This window comes from Pseudonocardia sp. Ae331_Ps2 (assembly GCF_001932405.1).
Taxonomy (GTDB): domain Bacteria; phylum Actinomycetota; class Actinomycetes; order Mycobacteriales; family Pseudonocardiaceae; genus Pseudonocardia.
The window spans coordinates 2077284-2090093 of sequence record NZ_MCIM01000001.1; the positions used below are offsets into that span (position 1 = coordinate 2077284).

General features: G+C 73.6%; 14 protein-coding genes. 4 read left to right on the forward strand and 10 right to left on the reverse strand.

Annotated elements, in window-relative coordinates; translation table 11 throughout:
• The first annotated feature begins 309 nt into the window (after positions 1-309).
• Together Ae331Ps2_RS31890 and Ae331Ps2_RS09930 are read left to right on the forward strand one after the other, a co-directional pair.
• A complete protein-coding gene (locus tag Ae331Ps2_RS31890; RefSeq protein WP_075309327.1) occupies positions 310-828 on the forward strand; it encodes a dTDP-4-dehydrorhamnose 3,5-epimerase family protein in 519 nt (172 codons plus the stop codon).
• Positions 829-999: 171 nt separating this feature from the next.
• Positions 1000-1338, forward strand: coding sequence for a DUF3040 domain-containing protein (locus tag Ae331Ps2_RS09930; protein WP_075309325.1), 339 nt, complete (start codon positions 1000-1002; stop codon positions 1336-1338).
• A 76-nt stretch (positions 1339-1414) separates the two neighbouring features.
• Here the strand turns inward: Ae331Ps2_RS09930 and dnaB are convergent, their stop codons facing one another.
• The 5 genes from dnaB to rpsF form a co-directional block, all read right to left on the reverse strand.
• Positions 1415-2824: a replicative DNA helicase gene (dnaB, locus tag Ae331Ps2_RS09935; RefSeq protein WP_075312610.1), complete on the reverse strand. Its 1410-nt coding sequence runs from the start codon at positions 2822-2824 to the stop codon at positions 1415-1417.
• Positions 2825-3466: 642 nt separating this feature from the next.
• Positions 3467-3913, reverse strand: a complete 447-nt coding sequence (gene rplI, locus Ae331Ps2_RS09940) for a 50S ribosomal protein L9 (RefSeq protein ID WP_020623472.1) — start codon at positions 3911-3913, stop codon at positions 3467-3469.
• A 14-nt stretch (positions 3914-3927) separates the two neighbouring features.
• Entirely contained in the window at positions 3928-4164 is a 237-nt protein-coding gene (rpsR, locus tag Ae331Ps2_RS09945) for a 30S ribosomal protein S18 (protein ID WP_020623471.1), read from the reverse strand.
• A 54-nt stretch (positions 4165-4218) separates the two neighbouring features.
• On the reverse strand, positions 4219-4758 hold the full coding sequence (locus Ae331Ps2_RS09950; RefSeq protein ID WP_020623470.1) for a single-stranded DNA-binding protein: 540 nt from the start codon (positions 4756-4758) through the stop codon (positions 4219-4221).
• A gap of 11 nt (positions 4759-4769) precedes the next feature.
• Positions 4770-5084 carry a 30S ribosomal protein S6 gene (gene rpsF / locus Ae331Ps2_RS09955; RefSeq protein ID WP_043277749.1) on the reverse strand — a complete coding sequence of 105 codons (315 nt, stop codon included), beginning with the start codon at positions 5082-5084 and terminating at the stop codon, positions 4770-4772.
• A gap of 306 nt (positions 5085-5390) precedes the next feature.
• Between rpsF and Ae331Ps2_RS09960 the strand changes: the two genes are divergently transcribed.
• Complete coding sequence (locus Ae331Ps2_RS09960) at positions 5391-6158, forward strand: deoxyribonuclease IV (protein ID WP_075309323.1); 768 nt, start codon at positions 5391-5393, stop codon at positions 6156-6158.
• 47 nt (positions 6159-6205) lie between these two features.
• On the opposite strand, the gene Ae331Ps2_RS09965 is transcribed toward Ae331Ps2_RS09960, so the two are convergent.
• The 5 genes from Ae331Ps2_RS09965 to Ae331Ps2_RS09980 all read right to left on the reverse strand — a co-directional run bounded on the left by Ae331Ps2_RS09965 (position 6206) and on the right by Ae331Ps2_RS09980 (position 11970).
• Entirely contained in the window at positions 6206-6883 is a 678-nt protein-coding gene (locus Ae331Ps2_RS09965) for a CoA pyrophosphatase (protein ID WP_083695416.1), read from the reverse strand.
• Positions 6884-7144: 261 nt separating this feature from the next.
• Positions 7145-8728: a glycosyltransferase family 87 protein gene (locus tag Ae331Ps2_RS09970; RefSeq protein WP_075309321.1), complete on the reverse strand. Its 1584-nt coding sequence runs from the start codon at positions 8726-8728 to the stop codon at positions 7145-7147.
• Positions 8729-8859: 131 nt separating this feature from the next.
• On the reverse strand, positions 8860-11313 hold the full coding sequence (locus Ae331Ps2_RS09975) for a transglycosylase domain-containing protein (protein WP_084786219.1): 2454 nt from the start codon (positions 11311-11313) through the stop codon (positions 8860-8862).
• A gap of 116 nt (positions 11314-11429) precedes the next feature.
• Positions 11430-11582, reverse strand: a complete 153-nt coding sequence (locus tag Ae331Ps2_RS31895; protein ID WP_158071549.1) for a hypothetical protein — start codon at positions 11580-11582, stop codon at positions 11430-11432.
• The gene (locus Ae331Ps2_RS09980; RefSeq protein WP_075312604.1) at positions 11575-11970 is read right to left on the reverse strand and encodes a DUF5318 family protein; all 396 of its coding nucleotides are present in this window, start codon (positions 11968-11970) and stop codon (positions 11575-11577) included. The genes Ae331Ps2_RS31895 and Ae331Ps2_RS09980 overlap by 8 nt, the downstream gene beginning before the upstream one ends.
• 194 nt (positions 11971-12164) lie before the next feature.
• Between Ae331Ps2_RS09980 and Ae331Ps2_RS09985 the strand changes: the two genes are divergently transcribed.
• On the forward strand, positions 12165-12809 hold the full coding sequence (locus tag Ae331Ps2_RS09985; RefSeq protein ID WP_060714214.1) for a PadR family transcriptional regulator: 645 nt from the start codon (positions 12165-12167) through the stop codon (positions 12807-12809).
• The last annotated feature ends 1 nt before the right edge of the window (position 12810 follow it).

Sequence of the window (12810 nt, forward strand, 5' to 3'; positions counted from 1 at the left end):
GCTGTGTACACGGGTCCACCAACGCGTACACGGCGCGGCCCCGGGCCGAGCACGACCGTGCCCACGCAGCGCAACGGTCTCGGCACCACGTACCCCGCGGCGGGTACTCGCCCGGCACATTCGCTCGTCGCGGGCGTACCGGTAGCGGTAACAGGTACGGCGCCCGACTGCCCGCTGTGCACTCGATCGGAGCAACGCGGACTCGCGCTGCGTCACCGGGACCGGGGCCGCTCGTTGTCACCTCCGGTACCGCAACCGCAGCCCACCGCGCGCCCGTCGCACGCGGTGACCGGACCCGAGGGAGGTCGAGTGGACGTCGTACGGACCGTGGTGCCCGGCGCGCTGCTGCTCGACCCGACCGCGACCGGCGCCTCCGGACCGGACCTCGCCCCCTTCACCGTGCGACGACGGCGCCGCCCCGCCCAGGACGCCGTGCTCGGCCTGTTCGGCCACCCCGGCGACGCGATGCTGCTCGGCGTCCCCCGTGGCAGCGGCTACGCCGTCGTCATCGACGCCCGGCCGGACGGCGGCACCTTCGGCAGGCTCGCCGTCGCCCTGCTCGAGGGCCCGCAGCGGCTGCTCGTCCCGCCGGGCTGCCTCTACGGCGTCCAGTCCGTCGCGAGCGGGACCGTCGTCGAGCTCCGCAGTGTCACCCGTCTCCCGCGGCGGGAGCGCTTCGACGTCGACCCGGACGACCCGGACCTCGCGGTCCGCTGGCTGCGCCCCCGACCGTCCCGGACACCGGGAACCGCACGGTCCTGGGCCGCCCTGATCGCCCGCCTCGGCGCCCCCGCAGGCCCCCGCCGGGACCGCGTCTCCCTCTGGTGACCCCGGGCGCCGCCCCCCGGTGTGAGGACGGGCGCATGTGAGCCGGTCGGCCCGGTCGCCGAGATCACGAATCGGTCACGTAACGTCGGTACCAGGCCGGATCGACGACGCCCCGTGCCGGACGGCGGCACGACCGTGTCTGCCGGGACACGGACGCGAGGGGTTGCCGCGGTGCTGAGCGAGCGTGAGAACCGTCGGCTGCACGAGATCGAGGTGCAGCTGCGCCGGACCGACCCGCAACTGGTCCGCCGGATCTCCGCGCTGAACACCGCGCTGCACGCCCCGGCCCGGCACGGCGGACGGCTGCTCGCCGGGTTCGCCCGCGACCGGCGCACCGTGCACGGCTCGGGGCCGTTCCCGACGATGCTGCTGGGGATCGCGCTGGTCGTGCTGCTGCTCGGCGCCGTGCTGGTGAGCGTGCCGGTCGTCGTCGCGGGGATCGTCGTGGCCGCCCTCGCGCTGGCCGTCGCGGCCACCACCGGTCCGCAGGCGCGGCCCGGCACCGCCTGACCGGCCATCCGTACACCGGCCCACCCGCACGCCGGCACGCACCGGGCCCGGGACGCACGGCGCGTCCGGCCCGGCCTCAGCCGTGGGCGAGGTCGGAGAACCGGCTGTAGTGCAGCTGGTGGGCGACGGTGATCGTCGTGGTGGGGCCGTTACGGTGCTTGGCCAGGATCAGGTCGGCCTCACCGGCACGCGGGTCGTCCTGTTCGAACGCGTCGGGACGGTGCAGCAGCACCACCATGTCCGCGTCCTGCTCGATCGAGCCGGACTCACGCAGGTCCGACAGCATCGGTCGCTTGTCGGTGCGCTGCTCGGGACCACGGTTCAGCTGGCTCATCGCCACCACCGGGACTTCGAGCTCTTTGGCCAGTAGCTTGATCTGCCGGGAGAACTCGGACACCTCCTGCTGGCGGGACTCGACCTTGCGGCCCGAGGTCATCAGTTGCAGGTAGTCCAGGATGATCAGCTTCAGGTCGTGGCGTTGCTTGAGCCGGCGGGCTTTGGCGCGGATCTCCATCAGGGTCAGGTTCGGGGAGTCGTCGATGAACAGCGGCGCCTCGGAGATCTCCGACATCCGCCGCGCCATCCGCGTCCAGTCCTCGTCCGACATCCGGCCGGCGCGCATGTCGGCCAGCCGGATCCGGGCCTCCGCCGACAGCAGACGCATGACGATCTCGGACTTGCTCATCTCCAGCGAGAAGAACGCGCTGGTCATGCCGTTCTTGATGGAGCAGGAGCGGGCGAAGTCCAGCCCCAGGGTCGACTTGCCCAGACCCGGCCGGGCCGCGACGACGACCATCTGGCCCGGGTGCAGACCGTTGGTGACCTGGTCGAGGTCGGCGAAGCCGGTCGGCACGCCCGTGGACTGGCCGCCCCGGGAGGCGATCGCGTCGATCTCGTCCATGGTGGGCTGGAGCAGCTCCTCCAGCACCGTGTAGTCCTCGGTGGTGGTGCGCTCGGTGACCTCGTAGACCGCGGCCTGGGCCCGGTCCACCGCGTCGTCGACGTCGCCGCCGTCGGCGCCGTGGTAGCCGAGCTGCACGATCCGGGTGCCCGCCTCGACCAGCCGACGCAGGACCGCCTTCTCGCCGACGATCTCGGCGTAGTACGCCGCGTTCGCCGCGGTGGGCACGGTGGCGATGAGGGTGTGCAGGTAGGGCGCGCCGCCGAGGCGGACCAGCTCACCGCGCCGCTGCAGCTCCGCCGAGACGGTCACCGCGTCCGCGGGCTCGCCACGGCTGTAGAGGTCCAGGATCGTCTCGTAGACGGTCTGGTGGGCCGGCCGGTAGAAGTCCTCCGGCTGCAGCACCTCCACGACGTCGGCGATCGCGTCCTTGCTCAGCAGCATGCCGCCGAGCACCGACTGTTCGGCCGTGAGGTCCTGCGGCGGCTGACGGTCGAACGTCGCGCTCTCGCCGGATCCGGACGCCTTCTCGCCGTCACGGACCGCACGGGGCTTGTTGCCGGGACGATCGTCCGTCAGAGCCATACGCAGCGTCACCCCCGGTGGACACAGTACCGAACGCACGTTCGACGCGCGAGTGGTGCTTACCGCCCACTCGCGACCGTCGTCGGTGATCTGCCGGCCGGCGTGGTGCCCGACGGACCGCGGCGGGCGCGACCCGGGGAGCACGGCGCTCGCGTACCGGCACGACCGACAGTAGGTCGGCCGCAGGGCCCGTGGCGAACCGGCCTGGTGATCGAATTGGGGATGAACTGTGCACGGATGCCGCCCGTCCCGGGACCGTGCTGGGGACAACCTGGGGACAGCATCCCGGAACGGGCCGTATCCGCAGGTCAGAGGCATACTCACAGCTGTGGACAACTTTGCTCTGGCGTGTCGTCGCACGCCGCGTACGGGCGTGTCGGAGCGCCCGGCGGGCCGTTCACCGCCCGGCGCGTCCACAGGCCCGCCCGACGAGTGGATCGTCACCGGGCGGCGTGTCGGCTGCGTGACAAGGCATCCCGGTGCGGGGTCATTCGATCGGTGTCGATCGTCCACCCGGGACTGCGCACCGTGTCCGTGGCGCCCGTACGGCCGACTCCGGACACGCGAAAGGGCGGGGTCCGGAGCACATGGCTCCGAACCCCGCCCTGATCACGCTCGGTGGTCGTACGACCACCGAGCCGCTCAGCTCGCGACGACCGCGATCGGCAGCTCGGTGGTGACCTCCGGGTGCAGGCGGACCTGCACCTGGTGCTTGCCCAGGGTCTTGAGGTGACCCGGGACGTCGATGCTGCGCTTGTCCAGCAGCGGACCGCCGGCCGCCTTGACGGCGTCGACGACCTGGGCCGGGGTGATCGAGCCGAACAGGCGGCCCGTGTCGCCGGCCTTGGCCGCGACGGTCACGTTGATGTTGCGCAGCTGCGAGTCGACCTGCTGGGCGTGGCCCAGGTCGCGGATCTCGCGGGACTTCTGGGCCCGGCGGATCTGCTCGACCTGCTTCTCGGCGCCACGGGTGGCGACGACCGCGAGCTTGCGCGGCAGCAGGTAGTTGCGGCCGTAGCCGTCCTTGACCTCGACGATGTCACCCGGGGCACCCAGGTTCGGGACGTCGGCGTTGAGGATGAGCTTCATGTGTCTCCCCTTCCTCAGCGAGCGGTCGAGGTGTACGGCAGCAGGGCCACCTCGCGGGAGTTCTTGACCGCGACGGCGACGTCCCGCTGGTGCTGCCGGCAGTTGCCGGAGACCCGACGGGCACGGATCTTCCCGCGGTCGGAGATGAACTTCCGCAGCAGACCGGTGTCCTTGTAGTCGATCAGCTGGGCCTTGTCCTTGCAGAAAGCGCAGACCTTCTTCTTCGGCTTGCGCACGATGGCCTTGGCCATGGTGGTGCTCCTGGAGATCGTCCTCCGCCCGTCACGGGCGGAGAGGTACGTGGATCAGAAGGGGGGCTCGTCGTCGGACGCGGCGCCACTGCCCGCGGGCGGGGCCGAACCCCAGGGGTCGTCATAGCCGCCGCCGGAGTTGCCTCCGCCGCCGGAACCGCCACCCTGTCGGGCGCCACCGCCGTCGTAGCCACCGCCGCCGCCACCGAAGCCACCGGAGCCTCCGCCCCGGTTGACCTTGTTGACCTTGGCGGTCGCGTAGCGCAGGGACGGGCCGACCTCGTCGACCTCCATCTCCACGACGGTCCGCTTCTCGCCTTCCTTGGTCTCGAACGACCGCTGGCGCAGACGACCCTGGACCACGACGCGCGCGCCGCGGGTCAGGGACTCGGCGACGTTCTCCGCCGCCTGGCGCCAGATGTTGCAGCGCAGGAAGAGCGCCTCGCCGTCCTTCCACTCTCCGGACTGGCGGTCGAAGGTGCGCGGGGTGGACGCCACGGTGAAGTTGGCGACCGCGGCGCCGGACGGGGTGAACCGCAGCTCGGGATCCGCCGTCAGGTTGCCCACGACGGTGATGACGGTCTCGCCGGCCATGACGGCTCCAATCAGCCGGCGGCGGGCGCCGGCGTGCGGGTGACGTCCTTGCGCAGGACCTTGGTGCGCAGCACGGACTCGTTCAGACCCAGCTGGCGGTCCAGCTCGGCGACGGTGGCGGGCTCCGCGGTGATGTCGAGGACCGCGTAGATGGCCTCGCCCTGCTTCTTGATCTCGTAGGCCAGGCGGCGCTTGCCCCAGACCTCGATCTTCTCGACCGATCCGCCGTCGTTCTTCACGACGGTGAGGAACTGCTCCAGGGACGGCTGCACAGTGCGCTCGTCCAGGCCGCCGTCGAGGATGACCATGACCTCGTAGTGACGCATGAGAACCACTCACCTCCTATGGACTCGAAACGGTCACGGCCCGGACGGCCGTGACAGGAGGTTCTCAGTGCACCCCGACAGTTTCCGGCGGAATGCACGGGACCTGCGGGGATGCCGGTACAGGCTAGCAACGGCCGGTCCGGCCCCGACCTGCGGGTACGGGGATCGCCGTGGCGGGTCCGGGTCGTGCCCGCGGGGGCGCCGGTCGCCGTACGGGTGCCCGGTCCGCGGCCTCCCGCGGGGGAGCGCCGCGGCGGACCCCACCGGCGGCCGAGGACCGTCGGGGGTCCTCGCTACCGTGCCCGCATGCAGATCGGAGCACACGTCCGCGACGCCGAGGACCCCCTGGCCGCGGCCGCCGAGGTCGGGGCCGAGGTGATCCAGCTCTTCCTGTCCGACCCGCAGGGCTGGAAGAAGCCGCCGCCGCACCCGCGGGCCGCGGAGCTGGCCGCCTCGGACGTCGCGGTGGTGGTGCACGCGCCCTACACCGCGAACGTCGCGTCCACGAACAACCGGATCCGCATCCCCAGCCGCACGATCGTCCAGCACCACCTGGCCGGGGCCGCCGAGGTCGGCGCGTTCGGGCTGGTCGTGCACGGCGGCCACGTCACGAAGGACGACGACCCGGCGGTCGGCGTCGACAACTGGCGCAAGTTCGTCGAGCGCCAGGCCGGTGAGCACGGCTTCGACGTGCCCGTCCTGATCGAGAACACCGCGGGCGGGGACAACGCGATGGCCCGCCGGTTCGACGCGCTGGGCCGGCTGTGGGACGCCGTGGGCGAGTTCGGCGTCGGATTCTGCCTGGACACCTGCCACGCCTTCGCCGGCGGCGAGGAGCTGGCCGGGATCGTCGACCGGGTCCGGGGGATCACCGGGCGGATCGACCTGATCCACCTGAACAACTCGCGCGACGCGTTCGACTCGGCCCGCGACCGGCACGCCAACATCGACGACGGCACGATCCCGCCGGACGAGCTGGCCGCCGTCGTCGCGGCGGCGGGGGCGCCGGTCGTGGTGGAGACCCCGGCCGAGGGGCAGGCCCGCGACATCGCGTTCCTGCGGGAGCACACCTGAGGCGGGCTCGGGCGGTACCCGCGAGCCGGCGTGAGCCCCGGGGCGCCTCAGCGCCAGGCGAAGACCGGCTGCTCCAGGTGTGCGACCCGGGTGGGGCGCCCGTGCAGGACGACCTCGCGGAACTGGTGGAGCACCGCGCCGGTGGGGGCGTGGACGAAGCGGCCGAACAGCGGCACCTGGATCGCCGGGGCGTCGGACTCGGGGATCGTGAGGAACCGCGGCTCGTGGTCGATCTCGGCCAGCGGCGGGCGGTACAGCTCGGCCACCTCGTCCGGGTTCGGCGTCGGCTCGCCCGCACCGCCGGCCCACAGCACGACCGGGGTGATGACGTAGCCGGATCGGGTCGGGTAGTCGTCGAGCAGGCCGAGCACGCGGTCCGGACCGAGCTCGAGTCCGATCTCCTCGGACACCTCGCGGCGCCCCGCCTCCTCGGCGGTCTCACCCGGGTCGAGCCGCCCGCCCGGTAGGGCCCACTGCCCGGAGTGCGCCCGCAGCGACCGGGCGCGCCGGGTCAGGACGAACGCGACCTCGTCGGCGAGGCGGCCGTCGCCGGTGGCACCGGGGACCGGCAGCAGCGTCAGGGTGACGGCGGCGGCCCGCTTCCCCGCCCGGTCCGCCTCCGACGCGGCCCGGCGCTCGGCCGGGGGGAGCGTCGTCAGCGCTGCCTCGACACGCTCCCGCAGCCGCTGCTGCACCGGTTCCGGGACCACCACGTCGTCGGCCATGTCCCGATGGTCGCACCCGGCCGGGCGCCGCACCGGTCCCCGTCGCCGCCGCACACGTCACACCCCGTGCGGCGCCACCCCGCGCCGTGCCGGGCCATCGGCGCTCTCGCCGGTCGGTGGCCGCTGCGGCTGCGTCGCTGGTGGTCCGCACGCGGCCGCGACCGATCGAGGACGTCGCGCACGATGCCGGGCCCAGTGCCGCACGCGGCCCGGTGCCGAACCGCCCGCCCGGCCGCGCAGCCGGCCGGACGGAGCCGCGGGTCAGTCCACGGGATCGCGCCGGGGGCGGGCCGCCCGGGACGGCCACGGCTGGGGTGCGGCCGCGCGAGTTGCCCGGCCGGAGCCGGTGGACCGGGTCGCGCCGTCCGGACCGGTGGCGCCGGGTCCGCCGCCGTCCCCGCTCCGGCGCCGCCCGCTCCGTGCGGGCACGGCCCCGGCGGACGCGGCGGCGGGCACTGGGGGCGCTGCAGCCCGGGAGGAACGTGGGCCGACCGGCCACACCGGCTCCGGGTCCCGGCCCGGGTCGGTGCCGGGCCGCAGGATCTGCCGGACGACGAGCACGCACAGGGCGACGACCACGGCGTCGCGGACCAGCACCGTCACCAGGAAGGGCTCGGGGGGCAGCCCCTTGTTCGCGACGCCGAGGTACTGGTACATCCGCGGCACCCACACCAGCGCGTCGACGGTCATCCACGCCAGCAGCAGCCGCCAGCGCGGCAGGGCGAGCACCGCGAGCGGGACCAGCCAGAGCGAGTACTGCGGGCTCCACACCTTGTTCAGGAGCAGGAACGCCGCGACCGTCAGGAAGGCCAGCTCGGCGACCGCGGGCGGCCGCGGAGCGCGCAGCGCCAGAGCGGCGATCGCGACGAACGCCAGCGCCATGAGCACCGCGGTGACGGTGTTGAGCACGGTGGGGGACTGCCCGTCACCGAGCGGGCCGTCGAAGCCGGACCAGCCGGTGAACCAGTACAGCGAGTACCAGACCGAGTCCGGGTCGGCCGGGCGCGTGCGGTTGAGCAGGAAGAACTCGGCCCAGCCGCGGGGCCAGGCCAGCGCGACCGGGAGGTTCACCGCCACCCAGGCGAGGACCGCCGCCCCGATCGTCCAGGCGGCACGCGGGAGACCGCCGTCGTCGCGGCGTCGCCAGCCGACGAGCAGCACCGGCAGCAGGAGCAGCAGCGGGTAGAGCTTCGCCGCGCCGCCGATCCCGAGCAGCACCCCGGCCCAGACCGGCCGGTCCCGGCGCAGCGCGAGCAGCGCGCCGGTCGCGAGCGCGACGGTGAGCGTGTCGAAGTTGGTGAACGCGTGCACCACCACCAGCGGCGACAGCGCGACCAGCGCGGCGTCCCACGGGCGTTCCGGGCGGAGCATCAGCACCGCCCACACGACCACCAGCCAGGCCATGGCCAGCCAGATCGCGGTGACGTCGAAGTAGACGACGACGTCGAGCGCGGACGGCAGCGGCAGCCGCTCCGCCAGCCACTGCCAGCCGTCGGTCAGCTGCGCGTTGAGGTACTGGAACATCCCGGTGACGACCGGGTACTCCATGTACCGGGCGGTGCGGGAGCCGTCGGCGGCGGTCTCGAACCAGGCGTCGCGGTAGGGCACGGCGTCGTCGGCGAGACCCTCCAGCCCGTAGAGCGGGACGGTGTCGGAGTAGCACATCGCGACGTACTGGCGGTCGTTGCGCCAGTCCAGCGCGAGCGCACCGTCCGGGGTGCGGTACTCCTGCAGGCAGGCCGCCTTGCCCAGCCAGCCCAGCACCAGCACGACGACGGCGAACAGCAGCACCACCCGCAGCGGCGTCCACCACCGGGACCGTCCGACGAGTGCGTGCCGGCCCATCGGGCCGCCGACGACCCGACTGGCGGCGCGCGCCAACGGCTCGGTCCAGGTCGGGATGTCCCGGTCCCGGACGCCCGCCCCCGGCGCCTCGCGGGGGGCGGGCGGTGCGGCTCCGGGCCGGGCGCCTGCGGTCAGTTGTCGCCCCCGCGGCCCGGACGGTCCCGGCCCGCGTCGGAGCCCGGCTGACCGTCGCCGCCGCCCCCATCGCCCCCGTCGCCGTTGCCGCCGTCGCCGCTGTTGCCGTCGCCGGACGCGTCGCCCGAGCCGTCGCCCGAGGAGTCACCCCGGTCCGCGCGGTCACCCCGGTCGCCGTTGTCGCCGTTGTCACGGCCGTCGCCGGGCTCCTGGGTGGTGGTGGTCTGCTGCGCGTCGCCCTGCCCCGAGTCGTTCGAGACGGCACGCGCCGGGGCCTGACCGATCGGCTCGAAGTCGGAGAACTGCTCCACCGGGGTCCCCCGCAGCACGTCGGTCATGAACGACTGCCAGATCGAGCCGGGCAGCATCCGCCCGTAGACCGGACGTCCCGCGGAGTTCTTGATCGGGGAGTTGTCGTCGGTGCCGACCCACACCGCGGTGGACACCGACGGGGTGTAGCCGACGGTCCAGGCGTCGTTGTTCTGACCCTCGACGCTGCTCTGCACGGTGCCGGTCTTCGCGGCGACCGGACGCCCGTCCAGCCCGATCCGCGACGAGCTCGCGACGTCGGTCATGGACTCGGTGACGTTGCGGGCGACCTCGGCCGGCATGACCTGCTGACCGTTGTCGGTGCTGCCGCGGTCGTAGATGACCCGGCCGTCGCTGGCGGTGACCTTCGCGACCAGGAACGGGTCGCGCCGCATGCCGTCGGCCGCGAACGTGGCGTAGGCCGCGGCCATGTCCTCGGGGTGGACCTCGCGGTCACCCAGCGAGATGCCGCCGGTGGGGTTCGGCAGCAGGTCGGCGGGGATGCCCGCCTGGTGCGCGGCGTCGGCCACGCGCTGCGGGCCGACGTCGAGGCCCATCCGATAGAAGACCGTGTTGATCGACTTGGTCATGGCCTCCTTCACCGAGCACTGGCCGCAGCTCACGCCCTCGGAGTTGGTGACCGTGGTGCCGGCGAGCTCCTGGGGGGAGGAGCCGTCGTAGATCGTGCCGAGGCCGACCGGCGGGTTCGCCTGCAGCGCCGCCGCGAGCACGAACGGCTTGAACGACGAGCCGGGCTGCTTGAGCACCGAGGCGTAGTCGAGACCGACGCCGTTCTCCCCGCCGAAGTAGGCGATGACCGCGCCGGTCTTCGGGTTCACCGACACCAGCGAGGACCGCAGGTTGGCGGGCTGGCCCTCCATCACCTTCTGGACGGCCTTCGCCGCGTCCTCCTGGGCCTTCGGGTCGATCGTCGTGGTGACCGTCAGGCCCTGGGTGTTGATCTCGGTCTCGGAGATCCCGAGCTTCTCCAGCTCGGCGCGGGCCGCGTTGTAGATGTGGCCCTTGTCGTCACCGGGGATGCCCCCGCCCTCGGCCGCGGAGGCCTCGCGCCACTGCGGGAACCTCTGCTGCGCCCGGTCGGCCGGGCTCATCCAGCCCTGGGCGACCATGCCGTCGAGCACGAAGTTCCACCGCTGCTGGGACATCTCGAGGTTCTTCGCCGGGTCCCAGCGCGACGGCGACTGGATCAGCCCGGCGATCATCGCACCCTCGGAGGCGTTCAGGTCCTGGACGTTCTTCCCGAAGTACGCCTGGCTGGCGGCCTGGATGCCGTAGGCGCCGCGACCCAGGTAGATCGCGTTCAGGTAGTTGCCGAGGATCTGCTCCTTGGTCATCTCCTTGGACATCTTCGCGGCCAGCACGACCTCGCGGAACTTGCGGAACAGCGAGTACTGGTCGTTGCCGGTGGTCACCTTGATGTACTGCTGGGTGATCGTCGAGCCGCCGCCGATCCCGCCGGAGAGCTGGTTGATCACCGCCCGCGCGATGCCGGTGATGTCGAAACCGGGGTTGGAGAAGAACGTGCGGTCCTCGGCGGACAGCACGGCCTGCTGGACCGGCACCGGCACCTGGGACAGGTCGACGCTGGTCCGGTTGACGTTGTCCGGCCGCACGGTGGCCAGCGGGGCGCCGTCGGCGTAGGTGAAGGTCGCGACCTGGGTGACGGCGATGTCGTCGGCGGCGGGGACCGGGAAGACCAGCCAGCCGATCGCGAAGGCGACCAGCGGGCCGATCACCGCGACCGCGGCGAGCCCGATCAGCCAGCGCCGGAGCCGGCGACGACGGCCGGGCTTCTTCTTCCCGTCGCCGCCGTCGCCGGGACCGCGACCGTCGGAACGACCGGGCGGGCCGGGCGGCCGGCCGCCCCCGGCCCCACGACGGGGGGCCGTGGCCGGTGCCGCCGCGGCCGCCGCCGCACCGGCCGGCGGACGGCCGGTGCGCTGCGGGGCGGCCGTGCGCGGGCCGGCCTGGGCCGGCCGGACGACCGGGTCGAAGTGGCCGACCCCCGAGTCGTCATGGGTCAGCAGCGGCGGAGGGGGCTGGGGGACCGGGCGCGGCGGCGGTCCCGCGGGCGCGGGACGGCCACCCACCGGCGGACGGCCGGGGGGCGGCGGGGGCATCGGGGGACGGGCGCCCGCGCCCGGCCGGGGTGGCGGCGGGGGCATCGGGGGGCGGGACCGCGGGGGACCGGGGGGCGGGGGCGGCGGCGGGGTGCGCCGGGGGTCACGCTCGTCGTTCACCGGGCGGCTCCGTGGGATGCGGTGGACCGGATCCGCAGCAACCCGGGCCGGGGGTGCCCGGGGCCGAGGGGATCCGGCGTCGGACCGGCGCGGTGCACGCGGTCCGGGTGGTCGTGCTCGTCGGGCAGGGCGCCATCGGACTCAGCCACCCGCACTCCGCCGGCCACGGCGGGGGCGGCCGGTGCCGAGGACGAACGAGCGGACCAGGTGGTTCCAGCGGCACTCGGTGCACACCTCGACGACGTGCACCGAGAAGTCGGGCACCTGCGCCGCGAGCTGCTCGAGGTCCGCCGCGGAGCGGGCCGAGCCGGAGACGTGACGCAGACTCTCGCCGAACACCCAGGAGACCTGGGCGAGCTCGTCGTGCCGGCAGACCGGACAGGCCCGGTCGGCGGGGGCGCCGTGGAAGCGCGCGGCGCGGAGCAGGTAGGCACCCGCATCACACACCTCCTCACGGCCGACCCGACCGGCCCGGACGTCGGCCAGCAGAGCACGGCGCTGCAGGGCGTAGTCCACCACCTGTCGCGGGCTGAGCACCCGTCCAGGGTACGCGGGACGGACCCGCGGACCCATCGCCGTCCCGCACGGGGCCCTGCGGGCACGACCGTTCCGTACCTGGTCGGGGGACTCGTCCGGTCCGCGGTCGCCTGTGATCACGATCATCACACGGGCGGATCGATGTATCGGACCGATAGGGTGACCGGTCGGCGGTCCGCACGGAGGAGGTCGCGATGCTGGACTTCGCGGTCCTCGGCCTGCTCCAGGACGGTCCGCTGCACGGGTACGAGCTGCGCAAGCAGCTCGGTCGCCGGCTCGGCGGCTTCCGCGCGTTCTCCTACGGCTCGTTGTACCCGGCCCTGCGCCGGCTGCTCCGGGCCGGGTCGATCGCGGAGACCACCGACGAGGCGGGTGATCAGTACGGACGCACTCCGGGACGGCTGCGACGGGGCAGGCGGGTCTACCGCATCACCCCGGCGGGCCGGGACCGGTTCGCTGCCATGCTCGCCGAGGCCGGCCCCCAGGCCTGGGAGGACGGAAGCTTCGACGTGCACCTGGCGTTCTTCGCGCGGACACCGGCGGAGACCAGGATCCGGATCCTGGAGGGCCGCAGACGGGCCGTCGAGGAACGCCGGGACGGCCTGCGCACCGCGCTCGGCAGACCCTGCGAGGGCGTCGACCGCTACACCCGCGAGCTGCACCGGCTCGGGCTGGAGTGCTCCGAGCGCGAGGTGTGCTGGCTGAACGAGCTGATCGCGACCGAACGGGCCGAGCAGGATGCCACGGACGGCCGTGACGAGAGGACCTTCCCCGGCGGCGGGCCATCCCGGCCCGCGACCGGCGGGGTACGACAGGACGAGACAACAGGAGGAGCCTGAC

Excerpts from the sequence above, each read along its gene's own strand:
- Ae331Ps2_RS09960 (WP_075309323.1), top strand. The coding sequence starts at position 5,391 with ATGCAGATCGGAGCACACGTCCGCGACGCCGAGGACCCCCTGGCCGCG.
- Ae331Ps2_RS09985 (WP_060714214.1), top strand. The coding sequence starts at position 12,165 with ATGCTGGACTTCGCGGTCCTCGGCCTGCTCCAGGACGGTCCGCTGCAC.
- rpsF (WP_043277749.1), bottom strand. The coding sequence starts at position 5,084 with ATGCGTCACTACGAGGTCATGGTCATCCTCGACGGCGGCCTGGACGAG.
- rplI (WP_020623472.1), bottom strand. The coding sequence starts at position 3,913 with ATGAAGCTCATCCTCAACGCCGACGTCCCGAACCTGGGTGCCCCGGGT.
- dnaB (WP_075312610.1), bottom strand. The coding sequence starts at position 2,824 with ATGGCTCTGACGGACGATCGTCCCGGCAACAAGCCCCGTGCGGTCCGT.
- Ae331Ps2_RS09950 (WP_020623470.1), bottom strand. The coding sequence starts at position 4,758 with ATGGCCGGCGAGACCGTCATCACCGTCGTGGGCAACCTGACGGCGGAT.
- rpsR (WP_020623471.1), bottom strand. The coding sequence starts at position 4,164 with ATGGCCAAGGCCATCGTGCGCAAGCCGAAGAAGAAGGTCTGCGCTTTC.
- Ae331Ps2_RS09965 (WP_083695416.1), bottom strand. The coding sequence starts at position 6,883 with ATGGCCGACGACGTGGTGGTCCCGGAACCGGTGCAGCAGCGGCTGCGG.
- Ae331Ps2_RS09975 (WP_084786219.1), bottom strand. The coding sequence starts at position 11,313 with ATGCCCCCGCCGCCCCCCGGCCGTCCGCCGGTGGGTGGCCGTCCCGCG.
- Ae331Ps2_RS09970 (WP_075309321.1), bottom strand. The coding sequence starts at position 8,728 with ATGGGCCGGCACGCACTCGTCGGACGGTCCCGGTGGTGGACGCCGCTG.